Genomic DNA, 21,025 nt, shown 5'->3' on the forward strand with positions numbered 1-21,025 from the left:
GCAGCGGAGTCAACGGCACCGATCAGCGTGCGATTGAGCAGCCACAGCAGGGCCCCGGCACCGAGTAGCAGGGCAAACCCGACTACGACTGCGGCCGATGCCGCCGAACGCACCCGCAGCGGCCACCGCGAGGGGTGTACGAGGCGACTTCGCCAACTCTTCGAGGACACGAACGGCTTCCTTCCGCTGGCAGCGCGATCGGTCCTCCACCGTAGGCCGGTGGAGGACCGATGCTTCGATCTTTCAGGCGATCAGTGCCCGCTGGGAGCGTCCGGTGTGTCACCGGGTTCCGGACGGTCCTGATGCGCGACGGCGCTGGGCTGGTCAGGGGTGTCGCCGGGCTCGGGCTTGTCGACGGCGGCGGGGTGGTCGGGGGTGTCGCCAGCTTCGGGCTTGTCGACGGCGCCAGGCTGGTCGGGGGTGTCGCCGGGCTCGGGCTTGTCGACGGCGCCGGGGTGGTCGGGGGTATCGCCAGCTTCGGCTTTGTCGACCACGCCGGGACGGTCCGGGGCATTCACAACTCCGGGCGCTTGGACGGGAGTGTTCGCCGTCTGGACGACGCCAGCGACTGGACCACTGGAGGTGGCTGCCGCGGCCACGCCGCCGCCGAGGCCACCGACCGTCAGCACGATTCCGATACCTGCGAGGGCCGTGCGGGAAATCTTGAACTTCGAGGGGTCGATCTTCTTCATGGTGGGTCCTTCCATCGTTTTGCGAACGATGGTCGCCGGGGGTCAGCAACCGATCTCCACCGTGGTCGTCGCTCACTGTGACCGCGCTGAGTGCTGCGAGCCCGCACTGTTCTCAGCGCGGCCACAGCGCCCGACACGCACGCTGGTGACACAGGCGTCGCCGAGAGCGGCAGAAATGGGGTACCGGTGCGAGTTTTGGTCGTCGAAGACGAAGTCCGGCTGGCCGAGACGGTGCGCCGAGGTCTAGAACTCGAGGGATTCGCCGTACAGATATCGACCGACGGTGCCGACGCCCTCTGGCGCGCCTCCCAAGAGCGGTTCGACGTGATCATGCTCGACATCATGCTGCCCGAACTCAGTGGCTATGAGGTCCTGCGCCGCCTGCGCGCAGCCCAGGTCTGGTCCCCGGTCCGGATGCTCACCGCGAAGGACGGCGAATACGACCAAGCCGACGCCTTCGATCTAGGTGCTGACGATTACCTGACCAAACCGTTCTCGTTCGTCGTGCTGATTGCGCGGTTGCGGGCCCTGCTTCGCCGCGGTGCGCCGGTGCGTCCCGCTGTTCTCGCCGCCGGCGATCTCACCCTCGACCCCTCCGAGCATCGCGTGACCCGCGGCAACGTCCCCATGGAGTTGACGCCCCGCGAGTTTGGATTGCTGGAGTATCTGATGCGCAATGCCGGTGCCGTGTTCACCAAGACTGCCATCCTGTCCAGCGTGTGGGACGCGCACTACGACGGTGCCGAGAACGTCGTCGAGGTGTACGTGGGTTACCTGCGTCGGAAGATCGACGCCCCGTTCGGGTGCACGGCGATCGAGACCCTGCGCGGCGTCGGATACCGCCTCCGCGCCGACGGCGGCCTGCCTGGCTGACTACTGCGCAGTGCGCACCGGCTGTGGTTGTCGCACCGGTTGTGGTTGTCGCACTATGTCGCGACGTAGTGCGACAACCACACGGGGTGCGACAACGGCGGTAGGGACCGGCCGAGGGACCGGCCGGCTACGCCGTGACCGGTTCGATCCGCGCGGGAACGTACTTGTGCCATGGCGTCCCGGCGAACCAATCGCGATACTTTGCACTGGTCAGCTCGTTCGGTGCAATACCTGGGCGGGCGAGGCCGTCCTCTCCGGGATAGTCGAGCCCCAAGCCGTTCGGGAGCGAGACGTGGCCCGCGCGCATCATCGCGCTGATCTCGATGGACGATTCAAGGGAACCGGCTTCGGTCGTAACCCGAACCCGGGAATCGGGCTCCAGCCCGAGGCGGTCGGCATCCTCGACGCTGATCCGCAGTGCCCCGCCGGCATCGCGGCGACGCCACTGCGGATCGCGGATGATGGTGTTGGCTGTGAAGGCGCGTCGTTCGCCAGCCATAAGGATGAACGGGAACTCGGCAGTCGTCCACGACGACGGTGCCTCGCGGAGCTCATCAATCTTGGGGAGCAGTTCCCCGATCGCCACCGTGAAGCGATTGTCGCGGCGCAGCACGTAATCCCACGCGTGCTCCCACTCGTCGACGGAGAAAACCACGCCGGACCGCTCGCGGAGAATGGCGTCGAAGAGTTTCTGACCGGGTTGCATTCCCGATCCCGTGAAGCCTGCCCGAGCCACCGCATCGCGGTTCGTGAGGGCGCACAGGTGCGATGCACCCCAGAGAATGGCTGCGCCGCGGGCACCGTCGGGCAGCGTTGGTCCGAGAGTCTCGTAAAGGATGTATCCAATCACCCGGAGCAGCGACGGGTCGGCCGCCGCGGCAGAGAATACGGCGAGGGCAAAGGCATCGGTCCCTGCGGTGAGCGCGGTCCGAAGGCGATCAAGCAGCGCCTCGTCGACCGCGCCCATCTTCCGCAGAAGTCGGGCATAGATCTCCGGCTCCGGAAGCGTTCCGGTCCGCGGTGGGAGCAGCGGTGCCCGGAGTTGAAAGGCGTTGTGGGGGAACTCGATATTGAAGAATGTGCATTCCCACTTCTCAAACTGGCTCGAGGCAGGAAGTACGTAGTCGGCTTGGCGCGCAGTCTCGGTCATGGCGATGTCGACGACCACCGTCAGCTCGCACGCATGCATCGCGTCGATAAAGCGCTGCGACTCCGGCAACGAGTGCGCGGGATTGGAACTGTCTATCCACATCGCGCGGAGCCGGTCGGGATGGTCGGTCAAAATCTCATCGGCGATCGAATTGCACGGCATCAGACCGGCGAGAACCCGTGCGCCGGTGACGGGGGTTAGTCGCCCCGTAGCCGGTTGTTGTTCGGCGGCTAGTCCGGCGCTCAGTTTGGGAGCGAGCTGAATCAGCATGGCGTGTGCGGCGGCATTGATGAGGTCTGCAGGCAGTGGTGTCGTGGCGGCGGCGGGGACCGCGCGTGCGATGCCGCTGGCCCCGATTCCCACCGCACTCGCGACAACGGTGCGAGCCCTCTTGGCGAATCCGCGCGACGGCGGTCGCTGAGCGCGCCTCGGGTCGCCGCCCGGTGCGGCAACGGGGGAGGAGAACCATGAATGCAGGTACATCGTGCCCGGACGGCCGAAATTGCCGGTCAACATCCATAGCAGCTTGTTGAGATACGACACCAGGGTGCTGTTGGGCGCCTGCTGGATGCCGAGGTCCTCGTAGGTGGTCGCGCTCGCCGCGGTCGCGAAGCGACGCGTGGCGGCCCGGATGAGTTGCTCATCCACACCGCAGGTCTCGGCGTAGCCGCTGATGGGGACCCGTCGCAGAACCGCAAGCACGTCGTCCACGCCGTCGGTGTGCTCGGCGATGAAGGCGTCGTCGAGCAGGTCTTCCTCAACGACGACGGCGAGCATCGCGGCCAGACACCAGGCGTCCGTGCCCGGAATCACTTGGAGGTGGAAGTCGGCCATCGCTGCGGTCTCACTCGTGCGTGGATCGACCACGATCATGGAGCGTGCTGGGTCCTTCGCAATCTCTTTGAGGACGGGGCGGGCACGCGGGAACGAGTGCGTCTGCCAGGGATTCTTCCCGAGGAACATGACGACCTCGGCGTGCTCGAAATCTCCCTTTGTGTGCGTGCCGTAGAGCTGCGCGTCGACCCACGCCTCGCCGGTCTTTTCCTGCGCCAGCGCGTTGGAGTAGTACCGCATCCCGAGAGCTGCTCGCAGTGATTGCCCGTAGGCCGCAGGCAGGTGATTGCCCTGGCCAGCGCCGGAGTAATAGAGGATCCGCTCGCCGCCGTGAGCCTTCTTGACCGCGCCCAGCCGCTCGGCGATCTCGTCGATCGCGGTGTCCCAGTCGATCTCCTCGTATGTTCCGTCTGGTCGTCGACGAAGCGGTGAGGTCAGCCGGTCGCGGCCATTTTGGTACTTGTCCAGGCGGAGTGGCTTCTCGCAGGTATAGCCCTGCGACGACGGGTGGTCCTTGTCGCCGCGAATTTTGGTGAGCCGCCCGTCGGCCACCTGAATCTCCAGGCCGCAGTTGCATTCGCACAGGATGCACGCCGATTTTTGCCAGTCGGTGGTGGGTGCTTCGCCAGTCATTCCGAAAGTATGGACTATGGCATAATCCATAGCAAGGGTGCGAGTGTGGCGCACGAGAGGAGAAGGTGTCATCGGAGTTCGGGGCGGGACCCGCAAGAAAATGTTGATCGGTGCTGTCGGCCTGCTGCGGGAGCGGGGGGTTGCCGGCGTCACGATCGATGCGGTCCTGGAACGAACCGGTGCCCCGCGTGGCTCGGTGTACCACCACTTTCCCGGAGGGCGAACCGAACTGGTGGCAGGTGCGCTCGACCTTGCCTCCGACACCATCACGACCCTCATCGAAAGCACGTCGACTGGCGGTGCGATCGAGGTGCTCCGCCGGTTCGCGGGCTTCTGGAGGGATGTCCTTCGCGAGTCCGACTACCAGGCAGGCTGCCCGATCGTCTCGGCGGCCGTGGGTGGGTCACCTGACGATGCGGCTCTTCGGCCAGCGATTGAGTCGACGATGCGACGTTGGCTAGATGCCCTCTCCGCGACCATGATTGCCGAGGGCATTGACGCGCGAGCGGCCGCAAGTCTGGCTGCGATGACTATCGCAAGTGTCGAGGGTGCGATCATCCTCTGCCGCGTCCAGCGGTCGGTAGAGCCGCTCGACGAGGTCATTGGGTACCTCGAGGGTCTCATCTCGGCTGCGAAGGCACCCGTTGTGCATGAGCGTTAAGTTCGCTCGACGTGACCGAGGACGCGCTTCGTTATCGCACCGGTTGTGGTTGTCGCACTAGGTCGCGCCCTCGTGCGACAACCACACGGGGTGCGATAACGGTGGGGGTTGGTCGAAGGTAGGGTGGGCGGGGATCGATTCGTATTTTCTTCTCTATGTGAGGTGCCATGTCTGAGTTCGCCCACAGTCCCGCCGACGGTGCGCCAATTAAGCTGGTGAACCGGGTTTCCGCTATCAACTGGAACCGGATCCAGGACGAAAAAGACGCCGAGGTGTGGGACCGTCTGACCGGCAACTTCTGGCTGCCGGAGAAGGTTCCGGTGTCGAACGACATCCCGTCGTGGGGCACTCTCACCGAGTACGAGAAGACGCTGACGATGCGCGTCTTCACCGGCCTGACCCTGCTCGACACGATCCAGGGCACTGTCGGTGCCGTCTCGCTTATCCCCGATGCGATTACCCCGCACGAGGAAGCCGTCATGACGAACATCGCGTTCATGGAGTCGGTGCACGCCAAGAGCTACAGCTCAATCTTCTCGACGCTGAGTTCCACCAAGGAAATCGACGAAGCCTTCCGCTGGTCGGAAGAAAATGAGTACTTGCAGCGCAAGGCTCAGATCATCATGAATTACTACCGTGGTGACGATCCCTTGAAGCGCAAGATCGCTTCGACGCTGCTTGAGTCGTTCCTGTTCTACTCCGGCTTCTACCTGCCGATGTACTGGAGCTCGCGCGCCAAGCTGACGAACACTGCCGACATGATTCGCCTCATCATTCGCGACGAGGCCGTTCACGGTTACTACATCGGCTACAAGTACCAGCGCGGTCTTGAGGTGGAGACTCCGGAACGTCGCCAGGAACTCAAGGACTACACCTTCGAGTTGCTCTTCGAGCTCTACGACAACGAGAACGACTACACCGAAGCCCTCTACGACGAGGTCGGCCTCACCGAGGACGTCAAGAAGTTCCTGCGCTACAACGCCAACAAGGCCCTGATGAACTTGGGCTACGAGGCAATGTTCCCGAAGGACGAGACTGACGTGAACCCGGCGATCCTGTCGGCACTGTCGCCGAACGCCGACGAGAACCACGACTTCTTCTCCGGCTCGGGTAGCTCGTACGTCATCGGCAAGGCCATCAACACCGAAGACGACGACTGGGACTTCTAACCACGCACGTCGATTGACCCGTTAAAAGTTTCCGCAGCTGCATCATGCGCGCAGCTGCGGAAACTTTTTTCTACTGCCTCGTTCTCTATCGGCGTCGGGCAAAGACGTCGTAGTACGTTTCCAGGTCGTCGAGGGCTTCGGCGATCTCAGTCAGGGGCACACCCGTGGCGCGAAGAGCCTGGCGCAAGAGCGTGGGGTCAAGAGCGCTGAGGGGGTCGGTCGCCGGGAACGACGGCACCGGCGGCGGCATGAGGTGATCGCCAAAGGGATCGTCAGCCATCAACGGACCGCCCGCCGGCGCGGCCTCCGGTTCATCGTCGACGGCGGTATCGCCCTCCTGCGCCGTCGCCAACAATTCCGGCAGGTCGGTCCCCATGACGGTCAGCAAAGTTGTTGGGCGACGGTCGATTTCGGCCGCTACCTCAAAGGCAACGGCCAGCACGTGGGTGCAACGGGGCGCGTCGTCGGGGCACGTGCAGTCCGAGACGACGTCGGCCGCCTCGGTCGGTGCGATCAAGTTCCCGAGCCCGGCGGGTTGTTCGCCGCGGGCCAACGCGAGAAGGTCGTTCACCGAGCCCGTCTGCTTCAGTAGCGAGATCACGGTCGCGGGGTCGACGGTCCGCATGTCTAAGCGCACGTCAAACGGGTCGAGCTGACTGCCGCGCACCGAACCGGTGACGAAGCCGTGCGAAATCTCCAGTCCGTCGACGTGCCGTTCGCGGAAGTATCGTCGCGCGCCGGTGATCCGTCGATGGTCGGCGCCGGACTCGACGACGCCGACGAAGGCCCGCGACCAGCCGGTGATCCCGTAGCCGCGCACCGCGGGCTTGGCTCTGCGACGCCCGGGACTCATTCGGACACCGCATCTTCGCGCAAGGCCAGCAAATCCATCAGGGTGTCGTTGTCGAGATCGCTAAGCCACGATTCGCCAGTGCTGACGGTGAGTTTCGACAGTTCCCGCTTGGCGACGACCATCTCGTCGATGCGCTCCTCGAGAGTTCCGACGCACACAAACTTGCGGACCTGCACGTTTCGCTGCTGGCCAATGCGATACGCGCGGTCGGTCGCCTGGTCTTCGACGGCCGGGTTCCACCAGCGGTCAATGTGGATGACGTGGTTGGCGGCGACCAAGTTCAGGCCGGTACCGCCGGCCTTCAAGGTGGCGAGCAGGATCGGCGGACCGTCGGGGCGTGAGAACCGCTCGACCATCCCGTCGCGCTGTTCGCGCGAACTCCCGCCGTGCAACACCGGCACATCGGTCCCGAGGACGGGTTCGAGCCACTCCGACAGCAACTCCGCAAACGCTGCGAACTGGGTAAACACCAGGGCGCGGTCGCCCTCGGCGATCAAGGTCGTCAGCACGTCGACCATCAGTTCCACCTTGCCCGAGCGATGTCTGCCCCGGCGCAGCATGGCCGAGCTGTCGCCGAGGTAGTGCGCGGGATGGTTGCAGATCTGCTTCAACCGGGTCAGTGCAGCGAGCACCGTTCGACGACGCGGCCCCCCTTGACGAGTGTCGGCCAGCGCCTCGTTCAGCTCGTTCAGCACAGCCTGATACAGCCCAGCCTGCTCGGGCGACAGGTTGGTCCGCACCAGCAGTTCGGTCTTCTCGGGAAGGTCGGGGACGATCGTTGGATCAGTCTTCTCGCGCCGCAGAATGAACGGCTTCGTCACCGACGTCAGACGGGCGAGAGCGCGCGGATCGCGGTCGCGCTCAATGGGTTCGGCGAACCGGGAACGGAAGCTCGAGGCGGTGCCAAGCAAGCCAGGATTCACCAGATCGATGACCGCGCGCAGATCCTCGAGTCGGTTCTCCACGGGCGTACCGGTGAGGGCGATGCGGGACTGGGCAGGAATGGCGCGCAGGGCTTTCGCAGCCGCGGTATGGACGTTCTTCACATGTTGTGCCTCGTCGACGACGAGTTCGCGCCACGGCAGGGCAGCCAGCGCCGCACGATCGCGGGCCAGGGTCGCGAAGGTCGTGAGCACCACGTCGGGGGCCGTCTCGGTAATGAGATCGGCCGACCGTCCCGCGCCGTGGTGCACCAGGACTTTTAAGTGCGGGGCGAACGTCGACAGTTCGCGATTCCAGTTGCCGATCACCGACATTGGGCACACCACCAGGGCGGGGTTCACCGGAGTAGAAGGGGATGATCCCTCCCGGCTGGCGGTCAGCAGGGCGATCACCTGGACGGTCTTTCCCAAGCCCATATCGTCGGCGAGGACGCCGCCGGCACCAATCTGACCCAGTGCCGCGAGCCATTCCAGGCCGCGTTGCTGATAGGGCCGCAATTGGGCATTCAACGATGCCGGGGCGGGGAGTTCAGGCGGTACGAACACCCCGCGCGCGGCGATATCGTCGAGCCAGCTGAGTCCGGAAACGGCATTGACCGGCACGGGCAGGGAATCGTCGAGGTTGGTGACGAGCGCCAAAAGGTCGGACATGGTTGGGGCATCATCGTCGGATTTCAGGGCCCGTTGCGCCGCAATGAACGATGCCGCTCGATGCAGCGCGGCCCCCTCGGCACGCAGCCATTTGCCGCGCAGACGGACCAAATCGCCACTCTGCGAAGCTAACTCGTCAATGTCGGTCTGTGACAGTTCCGTCGAACCGGCGTTGGCGCCCAGGGCTAGCCGCCATTCAAAATCGGAAATCTCGTCGAGTCCCACAAAGCCGGGTCGCGATCCGCCGCCGGGCGTCTGCTGGGCGTGAATCGACAGCGACGGGGTCACCGCCGCGATCGACGACGGCAGCAGCACGTTGATGCCCGCGGACTGTAATTCGCCCGCGCCGTGCGCCAGGAGCTCATCTACGACCGTCGTCGTCAGTAAAAAGTCCAGGTTGTGCGGGTCGGCTTCGGCGCGGCTGAGTTCGCCAAAGGCCTGCATGGCGATGGCCAGTTCGGTGGTGACGGCGTCGAGGTCGTGGGCGTCGAGCCGGTGCGGGACTACCGGCTGCAATTCGCCGGCCGGGGTTTGCCTGCAGATTTCCAGTCGCCATCGGACATGGTCTGCGGGAACAATCGGGCCCTCGGGGTCGTCGGGCGGCAGGTGCAGCCGCAAGACGACGGACGTTTTCCCCGGCCCGGCGGTACCGATCCAGTCGTGCCAGGCCTGCGCGCTGCGCGGGCCCACCTCGGGTGGCAGCAGGCTTGCCGACCGGGTGGCGAGGCTCGCGATCAGCTGGACGGTCGACGACACGCCCGAGCCGTCGAGGAGTCTGCGGCACTCATGGTCGAGGGTCTCGGCAACAAAATCACCCACGCTGCCACTGTCGGCGAGCGCGCGAGGTGCGGAGGCTTGCGCGACTGCTAACCAGCTGTGCCATCCCGGCGAAGGCGTTGGTAGCCAACGCATTTCATGCTCGCCGCCGACGAGGACGGTGCTTGGTGCCACCGACCCGGCGGCGATGTAGGAGCGCACGGCGGCCAGGAGATAGCGGTAATAGGCGATGTCGCCGCCGGAGTGCAGATGCTCGCACCGGTCAAGCAGTTCCACCGCGGTGCGCACGCCAAGACCCGTGGCGGCCAAGTACTGCCGGGTGCCATCGCGCCCGGGAAGTTCGACGGTGTGGCGCAGCTTCCGCTTCGCCAATAGATCCTCGAGGGCCTCGGGCAGCTCGACGCTCTCGCCGAAGACAGCGCCGACGGCGCCGCCTGCGTCGGGCCAGGCCGCCAGGCCAAGGCCCGGCACCCATCGCACGCGCACGGGAACCTCGCGTGACGCGATATCAGCGGTAACGGCTAGCCTCCCGAACTGCTGTTAAGCGAGTCCTTCACATCGTTGAGTACCAGCCAGGCGGCCGCGAGACCCGACGTGCCGTACCAAATGCTGTCATCGACGGACAGGACGCGATTCCAGGTGGGGGCACCCATGTCGAGCCACTGATCACTCATCAGGACCTCTTTGCCGCGGGCGAGGCCGGCATCGCCGTCGTAGCTGACGTAGATGAGGTCGGCGTCCGCGTCAGTGAAGTTCGCGTCGGTCGCGGGAACTGCCGCCGGGGTTCGCTGCGCCACCGGGCGGGCCACCCCGATCATCGACATGATCTGTGCCCCGAACGAGGCGGTGCCCTCAATCATTTCGGCGTCGGGCATAAAGCGGACCAGGGACACTTCACTGTGCCGAGCATCCATCACCTTGCCGACGCGGGTCGCTTCGGTATTGAAATCGGCTAGGCGCTCGTCGGCGGCATGCGAGCGGTTCACGGCGGCTGCGATGTCGCGGAACGACTTCTCCCACTCTTGTCCGGGATCAACGGTCGCGGTCCGCGCCTTCCCGAGCGCGCCGGTCGCGGTCAGAACTGACAGTTGGGTAGCCGTCTCGGGGGAGGAGAGCACCATATCTGGTGCGGCAGTCTTCACCGCGTCGGCCGTCGGGGCATCGCCCAAGGCCGGGATCGACGCGAATTGCGGGCCGAGATAGGCAGGCACCGAACCCGCGCCAGCAGTGATTCCCTTGACCTGTGCGCCCATGCCCAGCGCGCACAGGGCGTCGAGCAGGGCTGGATCGGTGACGACGATGCGCGCGACGTCGGCCTTACCGGCGTCGGGTGCTGTCGGCGCGAGGCACGTTTTGCTGTTGTCGCGACCGGGATTGACGATGTTGACCTCGGCAATCCGCGTGACGGTGGTGGAAATCACCGATCCATCCGGTGTGCGGAGAATGCCGTCATCGCTCGCGCAGGCGCTCAGTCCGAATGCCATCGCGGCAGTCGCGGCTAAAGCAGCCGTGCGGCGCAGCGTCGAACTCTGGCGCGGAAATCTGGTGGGCTTGAATGACACTCGCTCACGCTAGCATCGACGCCCTTCCGCGAATGGGGGCTACCAGCCACGATCAAGCAGCGCTAATGTGGAAATACGACAGATCGTAGGACCCAGTCGGAATAGTGCTTCGGTCTGGTTTACGATCAGTACGTAGCGCTAGCGCCAGTGTTGGCACGACAGTAGTGATTTGGGCCGAAACGCCCAGGTGTCGGCCAGTGGCGCCGAGGAGGAGGAATCTGTGACCGCGGTAGACCAACCGACGACCCGGGTTGAAGCGGAACGGCCATATCCGGCCCGCGTTCAGCCCAAGGGCTCGTTCTTCTACAAGCTCATCACGACAACCGATCACAAGCTGATCGGCATGATGTACATCACCACCTGTATCGCCTTCTTCCTAGTTGGCGGACTGATGGCGTTGCTCATGCGTGTGGAACTGACCCAACCGGGCCTGCAGTTCCTTTCGAATGAGCAGTTCAACCAGTTGTTCACCATGCACGGCACGGTGATGCTGCTGATGTACGCGACCCCGATCGTGATCGGCTTCGCCAACTTTGTTTTGCCGCTCCAAATTGGCGCGCCGGACGTGGCTTTCCCTCGTCTGAACGCCATGGGCTACTGGTTGTTCCTCTTCGGCAACCTGGTCGCTCTCGGTGGCTTCCTGACCCCGGGTGGTGCTGCTGACTTCGGTTGGACCGCTTACACCCCGCTGACCGACGCGGTCCACGCGCCGGGCATGGGCGCCGACCTGTGGATCATGGGTCTGGGCGTTGCCGGTCTGGGCACCATCCTGGGTGCGGTCAACATGATCACCACCGTCGTGTGCTTGCGCGCACCGGGTATGACCATGTTCCGCATGCCGATCTTCACCTGGAACATCCTGGTGACGAGCGTACTGATCCTGCTCATCTTCCCGTTGCTCACCGCAGCACTGTTGGGCCTTGAGGTTGACCGCCAGTTCGGCGCGCACCTGTACGACCCCGCCAACGGCGGCGTCATCTTGTGGCAGCACCTGTTCTGGTTCTTCGGTCACCCCGAGGTGTACGTCGTCGCGATTCCGTTCTTCGGCGTCGTCTCGGAGGTCTTCCCGGTCTTCTCCCGTAAGCCCACCTTCGGCTACTCGGGCCTGGTGTACGCCACCCTCGCGATCGCCGCACTGTCGGTGGCCGTCTGGGCGCACCACATGTACGTGACCGGTTCGGTCTTGCTGCCGTTCTTCTCATTCATGACGTTCTTGATCGCCGTCCCGACGGGCGTGAAGTTCTTCAACTGGATCGGCACCATGTGGAAGGGTCGAATAACGTTCGAAACCCCGATGCTGTTTGCCATCGGCTTCATCGTGACCTTCCTGTTCGGTGGCCTGACCGGCGTCCTGCTCGCCAGCCCGCCCTTGGACTTCCACGTCACGGACACGTACTTCGTCGTCGCACACTTCCACTACGTGCTCTTCGGCACCATCGTGTTCGCCACCTTCTCGGGTATCTACTTCTGGTTCCCGAAGATGACCGGACGCATGCTCGACGAGACCCTCGGCAAGTGGCACTTCTGGTTGACGTTCATCGGCTTCCACACCACGTTCTTGGTCCAGCACTGGCTCGGTAACGAGGGCATGCCGCGTCGCTACGCCGACTACCTGCCGTCGGACGGTTTCACCACGCTGAACATGATTTCGACGCTCGGCGCGTTCATCCTGGGTCTGTCGACCCTGCCGTTCGTGTGGAACGTCTTCAAGAGCTACCGCTACGGCGAAGTTGTCACCGTCGATGACCCCTGGGGCTTCGGCAACGCACTCGAGTGGGCCACCAGCTGCCCGCCGCCGCGCCACAACTTCACTGAGCTGCCTCGCATCCGCTCGGAGCGCCCGGCATTCGAGCTGCACTACCCGCACATGGTGGAGCGCATGCGTTCCGAAGCCCATGTCGGTTGGGGCAGTAGCAACGCCAACCACTAGTCGGTTTGCGCTAGTGGAGTAGAACCACTGCAGTCAGGCCCGTCCGAGGAAACTCGGATGGGCCTGACTGTTTTTGCATCCTGTCTTTGCATCCATGGCGAGAAATTGATGGGAAAGTGTCGTCTGATTGTGCGGATCGGCCAGATTGGTGAGTTATCTATTGGAGTTACCGGTGATGTCGGCTACTTTCAGACTCAATAGAGCGTTGTCCCAACGTTTGCTCGACGATCACCGAACTGCAGAGGCGTGCCCGGTTGATGGCAGTTCAGAGCTGACGCCGACTATCGAGATAGGCCGCTGGCATTTCCGGAGATTCTTCGCGCACCCGCTTCATTGCGGCAGTTGTGGCCGCAATTTCACTGTTCGTCAGTGGATGTGCTCCGTCGTTCAAGGCTGAGGCCGCACCGCTTGAGTCGACTTCCACGACGCCTGCCGTGGTGGCACCAGCGCTGCCAACGCGGGTCCCGTCCAACGTTCCGATGCGGAAGTTGGCACCGGGGGAGAAGCCGCCGCAATTCGTTCTGTTTTCTTTCGACGGCGTGGGCGTCTCACCGAACTGGGATGAGTTTCTGAAGGCTGCCGAGGAGTCCGGAGCCCGGTTCACCGCGTTGATGACCGGGCTGTACTTCCTCACCGACCGAGCGAGCAAACGGTATCGGGGACCGGGGCATCTTCCCGGCGAGTCGGCACTGCCGTTCGGAGGCACGAGAAAAGAAGTCCGCGAACAGATCGGCTACTTGAACCGCACCTGGTACGCCGGTCACGAGATGGGCACCCACTTCGTCGGCCACTTCTGTGCTGGCACGAAGTACCCCGGTAAAGACTGGACAGCCGGTGACTGGAAGAACGAACTCAACCAGTTCTTCTCGCTCATGCAAAACTGGCGTCGCAATACCGGCATCAACGACGGTCCTGACCTCGCATTTGGTCCGGGGGCGGTCAAAGGTGGCCGAACACAGTGCCTTGAGGGTTCTCCAGAGAAACTCTTTCCGGCTCTGCGCGCCCACCAAATGACATGGGACTCATCGATGCCCGCGGCGAAGCCCGGCATTTACTGGCCGTCGAAGACCCGCGGAATCTGGGAATTTCCGGTGCCGTACGTCTACTCGCCTGCGTTGAAGGCTCGGCAAACCGCGCTCGACTTCAATTTCTGGATGACCTATAACGGCGCAAAAAACACACCGAAACAAGCGCCCAAGATCAGCAGAATGGTCCGCGGGACTTACAACTACATGTACAAACGTGCCTACGCGGGCAACCGGGCACCGATTGTCGTCGCCAACCATTTCAACGACTGGAGCGGAAACGCGTTCAATCCGGCGACCTGGCAGTTCATGCGTGATGTCTGTGGCAATCCGGAGACCATTTGCGCCACCTACACCGATCTGGTCTCCTGGCTGGAACTACAGGATCCGGCAGTTCTGAAGGAGCTTCAGGGACTGCCTCCGGTGGCGGTCGACGCAAAAAGCTGACGAAGGGCCCGCACCCGAGTTCTCCGCACCCCGAGGTACGTTGGCGCGTTCGATTGCTTTGGCTGACCTCCCCGCGCAGTTCCCGAACCGACCGGCCATACTTGACTGGTGGAATTGATCGATTCGAAGCGCACGGTGCTCATCACGGTGAGCGGTCCCGATAAGCCCGGTGTCACCTCGTCCCTCATGGGAACCCTGTCGTCGGTCGGTGTGGACCTGCTGGATGTCGAACAGGTTGTCATTCACAATCACTTGACGCTCGGTGTCCTTGTGGCGACGGCGGGCGATCTGGATGACCTCCAAGAAGCGGTGTCGATTCAGATGGATCAGCGTGGGATGCAGGTGGAGATCAATTTGGATCCGCCGGGCAAGGCGCTGGCGCCGTCGACGCACGCTGTGGTCTTGCTCGGACGTCCGATCTCGGCGCTCGCGTTCAAGGCAGTGGCGGGCGAACTGCATTCGTGCGGTGCCAATATTGATTCGATTCGCGGCATCGCTGACTATCCGTTGACGGGTCTCGAACTTATGATCACCGTCGGCTCAAGCGGTGACGCGCTGCTCCGCGAATGCTTGGGCGCGGTCGCGGCGAAGCATCCGATCAATATTTCAGTGGAACGCAGCGGCTTGGCGCGGCGCGCTAAGCGCGTCATTGTCTTCGACGTCGACTCCACCCTGATCCAGGGTGAAGTCATCGAGATGCTGGCGGCAAAGGCTGGCCGCGAGGCGGAGGTCGCGGCGGTTACCGAAGCGGCGATGCGCGGCGAACTCGACTTTGCGGATTCGCTGCACGAGCGAGTCAAGGCGCTCGCTGGGCTGGATGAGGACGTGATTGCGAACGTCGCCGCATCCCTCGAGCTGACCCCGGGGGCTCGGACCACGATCCGTACTCTGAATCGACTCGGCTACCACTGCGGTTTGGTGTCGGGTGGATTCCGCCAGGTCATCGAACCCCTAGCGGAAGAGCTGGGCATCGACTTTGTCCGGGCCAACACCCTGGAGATCGTCGACGGCAAGTTGACCGGTCAGGTGATCGGTGAAGTGGTCGACCGTCCGGGTAAGGCCCGTGCGCTGGCGGCCTTTGCTGAAGAGCGGGGCGTCCCGATGGAGCAGACCGTCGCCGTCGGTGACGGTGCCAACGATATCGACATGCTGACCGCCGCCGGATTGGGCATCGCTTTCAATGCGAAGCCCGCACTGCGCGAGGTCGCCGACACTACCCTCGACTACCCCTACCTCGATGCCGTGCTGTTTATGTTGGGCGTGACCCGCGAGGAGGTCGAGGCAGCCGACAGCGCGGACGGCGGGATCCGCCGGGTCCCCATCGACTGACGACAACTAGCGGGTCGCGATAACCGATATCGAACCGGGAGCAATCTCGGTGAAGCCTGCGTCATGGACGGCGATCGCCTCACCGCGGTCGGCGGCCTTGCTGAGCGTGGCCCACCTGTCTTTGCTGGGGAGCGCGACGTCGAGAGGGCAGCCAGCCGTGTACCAATCGTCGGCCTCCTGCTCGGTCATTAAACGGACGCCGAGCATCGACGCATGTCCAACCTGAGCGGCAAGCTTGCCGACAGTCATGTCCAGGTATGGATTGACCCAGAGGATCAGCCCGCCGGTCGGGCCGGGTGAGGCGTCGTCGCCCGGCAGCTCACCTTCGACGTCGGTGCCGCCGATCTGGAGTTTCGACACCCGCTTGTCGACGTCGCCGATCCGGCTCGGCACGTACGCCCGTGCCGCTGCCCCGCCGTTCTCTGCGGTGACACCCGGAACATCTTGTGCGGCAACCCAATGTGCGCCGCGTGCCCGGCGGGCGATCTTGCGAATCCGGGCGTCGGTCCAAGCATCCATGGCCCCAGCCCACTCGCCCTCGGCCGCAACCCGAGGATCCAGGCACAACTGTGCAACCGCACGTGCCGCCGCCACCAGCAGTTGATGCCGGTCGGGTGGGGTGGCCTTCTCGATATGCAGTGCCATCTGCATGGCTTGCACATTCTCCGGGTCTTCGGGGTCGTCGTACCTGCCGAGATCGGCGACGAGACGCCGGTATTGATCGCTTACCTGCACGAGATCGAGGCTACAGAGCGCAACCGGGACCTACGCCTCGAGTGCCGGGGCTAGCTTTTCGACAGTCCCAAACCAGATATCGCGGTCATTGGCGAGGGGTGCGAGAATCAACTCGTCGGCACCGGTATGGGCGGTGAACCGGTCGAGGTCGGCGAGGACATCGTCGGTGGTGCCTACCGCGGCGTAGTGCAGCATCTCGTCGACCTGCGCGCCTTGGGGGCCATCGAGCAGCATTTCGGCCTCATCGTCGGTGAGGTTGCGTCCCCGATTAAAGAGGAACTTGATGCGCTGCAGTTTTGCCTCACGTAGTTGTTCGTGGGCCAGCGCCGCATCGTCGTCGGCGATCACGGTCACCGCAGCCATCACGTACGGCTCGGTGGCCCCACCGTCGGGCAGTTCGGCCGGACGGAAGTCCTGGCGGTAGATCGCAATTGCCTGTTCTAGCGCCCGGGGCGCAAAATGTGAGGCAAAAGCGTAGGGGAGACCCAGCGTGGCGGCCAACTGTGCACCAAAGAGTGACGATCCCAGAATGTAGAGCGGCACGTGAGTGTTGGCTCCGGGGTTAGCGATTACCCCGTGGACGGATTGGCCAGCGAAGTACCGCTGCAATTCGACGACATCGCCGGGAAAGTTCTCCGATGTTGCAGGTGTGCGACGCAATGCGGTGAAAGTGGGGGCGTCGCCGCCGGGAGCACGACCCAGTCCCAAATCAATGCGGTTGGGATGCAACTCGGCGAGGGTGCCGAACTGCTCGGCGATGGCGAGCGGTGAATGGTTCGGCAGCATCACTCCGCCGGCACCGAGGCGGATTCGAGAAGTGCGTGCGGCCATGTGCGCGATCAGCACTGCCGGTGCCGCCGAGGCAATCGCGGGCATGTTGTGGTGCTCGGCGTACCAGAGGCGCTGATAGCCGGTCCCGTCGGCAAATTCGGCGAGGCGTTGCGAATGCTTCAACGATTCGGCGACGGTCTCGCCAGGTCCTACCTGGGCAAGGTCAAGAAGCGAATACGGAACACGCGAGGCCGGCGAGGACTGAGATTGGGGAGAATTAACGGTTTCGGTCACGCTAGATTCAGCCCGCGACGACACGTTTGTATTCCGCTGCGCCGAAACAGTGACGGATCCGGCAACATGGAGGTCGTGACCGAACTGACTTCTGACCCCGACCTCCTCATTGACTTTCGCGACGTGGAATTGATCCGCGGCGGGAAAACGCTTGTTGGGCCGGTGAATTGGCAGGTCGAACTCGACGAGCGGTGGGTCATCATCGGACCCAACGGCGCGGGTAAGACCTCACTGTTGCGCATGGCCGCGGCCATGGAGTTCCCCACTCGCGGCGACGCCTTTGTGCTGGGCGAGCAACTTGGTCATGTTGACGTGCGGGAACTCGCGGTTCGGGTTGGTGTCGTCAGCTCGGCGATGGCCGGGCGCATCCCCGCCGACGAACTGGTCTCCGATCTGGTGATTTCCGCTGGGTACGCAGTGCTGGGCCGGTGGCGCGAGGAGTACGACGAGACTGACCGCGAGCAAGCCACCAACATTCTGGAGTCGATGGGGGCTGAGCATCTCGCCGACCGCACCTTCGGCACCCTGTCCGAAGGTGAACGCAAGCGAGTCCTGATTGCGCGCGGATTGATGACCGACCCCGAGATGCTGCTGCTCGACGAACCGGCAGCGGGCCTGGACCTCGGTGGTCGTGAAGAACTCGTCGACCGTCTCAGCAACCTCGCGCAGGATCCGGACGCGCCCGCGCTGGTGCTAATTACCCATCACGTCGAAGAGATCCCGCCGGGCTTCACCAACATCATGATGCTGTCCGAGGGTGGGGTCACCGCACAGGGACCGCTCGACGAGGCGCTCACCGCTGAGAATCTGACGACGACTTTCCGTCAGAACATTGCCCTGACCGTCGAGGACGGTCGCTACTTTGCCCGCCGGGCTCGTCGTGCCGGTGGGCATCGCCGGGCCGAGGGATAGGGTTCTGATCCGCAGTCGCAAGGGCCGGGTTATGGTCACATCACCGAACCGAGCGCTTGCTCGGTGCTGATCGTGGTTTAAGGAGTTAGCGATGTTCGTGGAAAACGAGTCGGAGTCGGTGCCCCTGCGGGATGCGTCGACCGTGGTGCTGGTTCGCGACTCGAACGATGGCATCGAGGTGTTCCTGCAGCGCCGCGTGCAGCAGATGGCGTTTGCCGGCGGCATGACGGTCTTTCCCGGTGGTGGCGTCGACGCCCGCGATCGCGACGCCGAAATCAGTTGGGCCGGACCCGATGTGACGTGGTGGGCGGAACAGTTTGCCGCCGATGTCGAATCCGCGCGAGCTCTGGTGTGTGCAGCCGTCCGCGAAACCTTTGAAGAATGCGGCGTGCTCCTCGCGGGCACCGAGGACTCCGTCTACGACGACCCCGCGTCGCTGGCCGACGAACGGGATCGGCTCGTCAGCAAGGACCTATCGTTTGCCGAGTTCCTCACCAAGCACGACCTCGTCTTGCGGACTGATCTGCTTGCTCCGCTGTCGCATTGGATTACCCCGAAAAACGAACGCCGTCGCTACGACACCCGCTTCTTCCTCGCGGAACTGCCCGCCGGGCAGACCGCGGACGGCGAAACGACCGAAGCGGAATCGACCGGCTGGCAGACCGCCGAGCAGGCGCTGCGTGATTGGGACAACGGTAAGCACTTCCTGTTGCCGCCTACCTGGTCACAGCTTCGGACCATCGCAGGCTTTTCGACCGTTGCCGCGCTGATGGGCGCCAAGCACGTCATTGAGCCCATCGAGCCGCGAATTGCCGACCCGACAGGTATCCACGGCCTGCAGTTCGCGGACTCCGGCGAGTACTTGAAGTCGCTCGGGGACGGTCGCATGGACCAGCTGAAGAACACCAACGCGCCAAGCTAGTCCGACTTCGCCCTGTCGGTGTTTTTCCCGTCGGCTCCGTCGCGTTGCGCCCATTCCAACAGCGTGTCGAGGCGGTAGGCGGTGTCGTTGATGCCTGCGTGCAGGTCGCCGAGTTCGGCGTAGCGCGCTGGCATGGTGGCGACAGTGAAATCGTCGGGTTCGGCGACATCAATCTCGTCCCAACACAATGGTGCCGATACCGTGGCTCGAGCATTTGCGCGGATCGAGTACGCCGCGGCCATGGTGTGGTCGCGGGCGTTTTGGTTGAAGTCAATGAAGACGGCCGCCGGATCACGGTCTTTGCGCCACCAGGTCACGGTTGCATCATGGGGGAGTCGTCGAACTATCTCGGTGCCGAAGGCGAGTGCGGCCCGGCGAACGTCGGCAAACTCCCACTCGGGTTCGATGCGAACGTAGATGTGGAGTCCGTGGCCGCCGGAGGTCTTCGGATAGCCGACGATGCCGAGTTCATCGAGTACTTCGTGGACCACCCCGGCCACGCGACGGACCCGCGCGAAATCGGCATCGGGCATGGGGTCCAGATCGATCCGCCATTCGTCGGGGTGCTCCACGTGTGTACGTCGCGAGTTCCACGGGTGAAATTCAACGGTCGCCATCTGGACCGCCCATAGAACGGCGGCCGGTTCGGTAACGCAGAGTTCTGAAACGGTCCGCTCATAGCGGGGGAAAAAGATATCGACCGTCTGTATCCAGTCCGGCGCACCGGCAGGCAATTTCTTTTGGTGAACCTTCTTCTCAGCTGTCCCGCGCGGAAAGCGGTGCAGCATGCAGGGTCGCTCAAACAGGGCTCGCGTGATGCCGTCAGCGACGCTCAAGTAGTAGTTCACGAGGTCGAGTTTGGTGTGCCCGGCCTCGGCGAAATAGATCCGGTCGGGACTGCTGATGCGAACATCGCGCAGAATCCCGCCCGGGCCGGGCACTTGTACGACTACCGACCCGTCGCCCTTCGTGCCGTCACCCATCCCGTCACACTATGCTTCTGCGGCGCATTCTGGTGTCACATGCGAACTGGCCAGTTGGGATGCGGACCTGACTTACCGGTAACCTGCCTGTCATGCCTGAGTTTGTAACCTTGGAAACGTCCGACGAGCATCCCGGAGTCGGGACGATTCGTCTGAATCGTCCGCCGATGAACGCCTTGAGTCGTCAGGTTCAGAACGAACTCGCGGCAGCTGCCGACGAGGCGAGCGTCCGCGATGACATCAAAGCCGTCGTCATCTACGGCGGCCCCAAGGTGCTGGCCGCTGGTGCCGACATCAAAGAACTCACTGACCTTTCATACGCCGACATGGCGAAGATCGCGGGCCGCCTGCAGCGGGCGCTCGGTGCGATCGCCGAGATTCCGAAGCCGACCGTTGCCGCTATCACCGGCTACGCGCTCGGCGGTGGCCTCGAAGTGGTCCTGGGGGCCGACCGTCGCATTGCTGGCGATAACGCCAAGCTCGGCGTGCCCGAGGTCCTGCTCGGGGTGATCCCCGGCGGTGGCGGCACGCAACGACTGGCTCGCCTCATCGGACCGTCGCGCGCCAAAGACCTCGTCTTTACCGGACGTTTCGTCGGTGCCGAGGAGGCCTTGGCAATCGGACTTGTCGACCAGGTTGTGGCACCCGACGACGTGTACAACGAGGCCTTGAAGTGGGCTGGTCAGTTCTCGGGGGCCGCCTCGATGGCGCTCGCCGCCGCAAAACGTGCCATCGACGCTGGTCTGGATGTCGATCTCGCGTCTGGCCTTAAGATTGAAGAGCAGGTGTTCGCCTCCCTGTTTGCCACCGACGACCGCACGATCGGCATGGAGTCGTTCGTTGCCAATGGGCCCGGCAAAGCCCAATTCACTGGAAAGTAG

Annotated in this window: 17 protein-coding genes; 9 read left to right on the forward strand and 8 right to left on the reverse strand. The window is 63.7% G+C overall.

The annotated features are described in order from the left end of the window. Positions 1-251: 251 nt before the first annotated feature. Positions 252-692 carry a hypothetical protein gene (locus AC1L34_RS01310; protein ID WP_480035055.1) on the reverse strand — a complete coding sequence of 147 codons (441 nt, stop codon included), beginning with the start codon at positions 690-692 and terminating at the stop codon, positions 252-254. A gap of 186 nt (positions 693-878) precedes the next feature. Here AC1L34_RS01310 and AC1L34_RS01315 point away from each other — a divergent pair, with 186 nt between their 5' ends. Next, the gene (locus AC1L34_RS01315; RefSeq protein ID WP_480035056.1) at positions 879-1,565 is read left to right on the forward strand and encodes a response regulator transcription factor; all 687 of its coding nucleotides are present in this window, start codon (positions 879-881) and stop codon (positions 1,563-1,565) included. Positions 1,566-1,692: 127 nt separating this feature from the next. On the opposite strand, the gene AC1L34_RS01320 is transcribed toward AC1L34_RS01315, so the two are convergent. After that, complete coding sequence (locus AC1L34_RS01320) at positions 1,693-4,182, reverse strand: molybdopterin-dependent oxidoreductase (protein ID WP_480035057.1); 2,490 nt, start codon at positions 4,180-4,182, stop codon at positions 1,693-1,695. A gap of 100 nt (positions 4,183-4,282) precedes the next feature. Between AC1L34_RS01320 and AC1L34_RS01325 the strand changes: the two genes are divergently transcribed. Beyond that, entirely contained in the window at positions 4,283-4,843 is a 561-nt protein-coding gene (locus tag AC1L34_RS01325; protein ID WP_480035058.1) for a TetR/AcrR family transcriptional regulator, read from the forward strand. A 167-nt stretch (positions 4,844-5,010) separates the two neighbouring features. After that, positions 5,011-6,012: a class 1b ribonucleoside-diphosphate reductase subunit beta gene (gene nrdF, locus AC1L34_RS01330; RefSeq protein WP_480035059.1), complete on the forward strand. Its 1,002-nt coding sequence runs from the start codon at positions 5,011-5,013 to the stop codon at positions 6,010-6,012. 85 nt (positions 6,013-6,097) lie between these two features. On the opposite strand, the gene AC1L34_RS01335 is transcribed toward nrdF, so the two are convergent. Genes AC1L34_RS01335 through AC1L34_RS01345 form a run of 3 tightly spaced genes read right to left on the reverse strand, consistent with a single transcriptional unit; the run spans position 6,098 to position 10,718 of the window. Then, entirely contained in the window at positions 6,098-6,865 is a 768-nt protein-coding gene (locus AC1L34_RS01335; protein ID WP_480035060.1) for an SWIM zinc finger family protein, read from the reverse strand. Further along, a complete protein-coding gene (locus tag AC1L34_RS01340) occupies positions 6,862-9,720 on the reverse strand; it encodes a DEAD/DEAH box helicase (RefSeq protein WP_480035061.1) in 2,859 nt (952 codons plus the stop codon). Before AC1L34_RS01340 ends, AC1L34_RS01335 begins: the two co-directional genes overlap by 4 nt. A 35-nt stretch (positions 9,721-9,755) precedes the next feature. Continuing rightward, a complete protein-coding gene (locus AC1L34_RS01345) occupies positions 9,756-10,718 on the reverse strand; it encodes an ABC transporter substrate-binding protein (RefSeq protein WP_480035297.1) in 963 nt (320 codons plus the stop codon). Between the two features lie 298 nt (positions 10,719-11,016). Here AC1L34_RS01345 and ctaD point away from each other — a divergent pair, with 298 nt between their 5' ends. From ctaD to serB, 3 genes are all read left to right on the forward strand, one after another. Continuing rightward, positions 11,017-12,726, forward strand: a complete 1,710-nt coding sequence (gene ctaD, locus AC1L34_RS01350) for an aa3-type cytochrome oxidase subunit I (protein WP_480035062.1) — start codon at positions 11,017-11,019, stop codon at positions 12,724-12,726. A gap of 344 nt (positions 12,727-13,070) precedes the next feature. Beyond that, entirely contained in the window at positions 13,071-14,198 is a 1,128-nt protein-coding gene (locus AC1L34_RS01355) for a polysaccharide deacetylase family protein (RefSeq protein WP_424293389.1), read from the forward strand. Positions 14,199-14,306: 108 nt separating this feature from the next. Beyond that, positions 14,307-15,527: a phosphoserine phosphatase SerB gene (serB, locus tag AC1L34_RS01360; RefSeq protein ID WP_424293388.1), complete on the forward strand. Its 1,221-nt coding sequence runs from the start codon at positions 14,307-14,309 to the stop codon at positions 15,525-15,527. 6 nt (positions 15,528-15,533) lie between these two features. Here the strand turns inward: serB and AC1L34_RS01365 are convergent, their stop codons facing one another. Beyond that, on the reverse strand, positions 15,534-16,262 hold the full coding sequence (locus AC1L34_RS01365) for a peptidyl-tRNA hydrolase (protein ID WP_424293387.1): 729 nt from the start codon (positions 16,260-16,262) through the stop codon (positions 15,534-15,536). A gap of 30 nt (positions 16,263-16,292) precedes the next feature. Further along, positions 16,293-17,327, reverse strand: coding sequence for an LLM class flavin-dependent oxidoreductase (locus AC1L34_RS01370; protein ID WP_424293386.1), 1,035 nt, complete (start codon positions 17,325-17,327; stop codon positions 16,293-16,295). A 75-nt stretch (positions 17,328-17,402) separates the two neighbouring features. On the opposite strand from AC1L34_RS01370, the gene AC1L34_RS01375 reads away from it, so the two are divergent. Beyond that, a complete protein-coding gene (locus tag AC1L34_RS01375) occupies positions 17,403-18,239 on the forward strand; it encodes an ABC transporter ATP-binding protein (RefSeq protein WP_424293385.1) in 837 nt (278 codons plus the stop codon). Between the two features lie 91 nt (positions 18,240-18,330). Continuing rightward, complete coding sequence (locus AC1L34_RS01380) at positions 18,331-19,161, forward strand: NUDIX hydrolase (protein ID WP_424293384.1); 831 nt, start codon at positions 18,331-18,333, stop codon at positions 19,159-19,161. On the opposite strand, the gene ligD is transcribed toward AC1L34_RS01380, so the two are convergent. Continuing rightward, positions 19,158-20,144 carry a non-homologous end-joining DNA ligase gene (gene ligD, locus AC1L34_RS01385; protein WP_424293383.1) on the reverse strand — a complete coding sequence of 329 codons (987 nt, stop codon included), beginning with the start codon at positions 20,142-20,144 and terminating at the stop codon, positions 19,158-19,160. The genes AC1L34_RS01380 and ligD overlap by 4 nt on opposite strands. Positions 20,145-20,236: 92 nt before the next feature. On the opposite strand from ligD, the gene AC1L34_RS01390 reads away from it, so the two are divergent. Continuing rightward, positions 20,237-21,025: an enoyl-CoA hydratase/isomerase family protein gene (locus AC1L34_RS01390; protein WP_424293382.1), complete on the forward strand. Its 789-nt coding sequence runs from the start codon at positions 20,237-20,239 to the stop codon at positions 21,023-21,025.

This window comes from Gordonia sp. 34D (assembly GCF_056682775.1).

Coding starts and splice junctions, on each gene's coding strand:
- AC1L34_RS01310 (WP_480035055.1), bottom strand. CDS start 692: ATGAAGAAGATCGACCCCTCGAAGTTCAAGATTTCCCGCACGGCCCTC.
- AC1L34_RS01320 (WP_480035057.1), bottom strand. CDS start 4,182: ATGACTGGCGAAGCACCCACCACCGACTGGCAAAAATCGGCGTGCATC.
- AC1L34_RS01325 (WP_480035058.1), top strand. CDS start 4,283: ATGTTGATCGGTGCTGTCGGCCTGCTGCGGGAGCGGGGGGTTGCCGGC.
- nrdF (WP_480035059.1), top strand. CDS start 5,011: ATGTCTGAGTTCGCCCACAGTCCCGCCGACGGTGCGCCAATTAAGCTG.
- AC1L34_RS01335 (WP_480035060.1), bottom strand. CDS start 6,865: ATGAGTCCCGGGCGTCGCAGAGCCAAGCCCGCGGTGCGCGGCTACGGG.
- AC1L34_RS01345 (WP_480035297.1), bottom strand. CDS start 10,718: ATGGCATTCGGACTGAGCGCCTGCGCGAGCGATGACGGCATTCTCCGC.
- AC1L34_RS01380 (WP_424293384.1), top strand. CDS start 18,331: ATGTTCGTGGAAAACGAGTCGGAGTCGGTGCCCCTGCGGGATGCGTCG.
- ligD (WP_424293383.1), bottom strand. CDS start 20,144: ATGGGTGACGGCACGAAGGGCGACGGGTCGGTAGTCGTACAAGTGCCC.
- AC1L34_RS01390 (WP_424293382.1), top strand. CDS start 20,237: ATGCCTGAGTTTGTAACCTTGGAAACGTCCGACGAGCATCCCGGAGTC.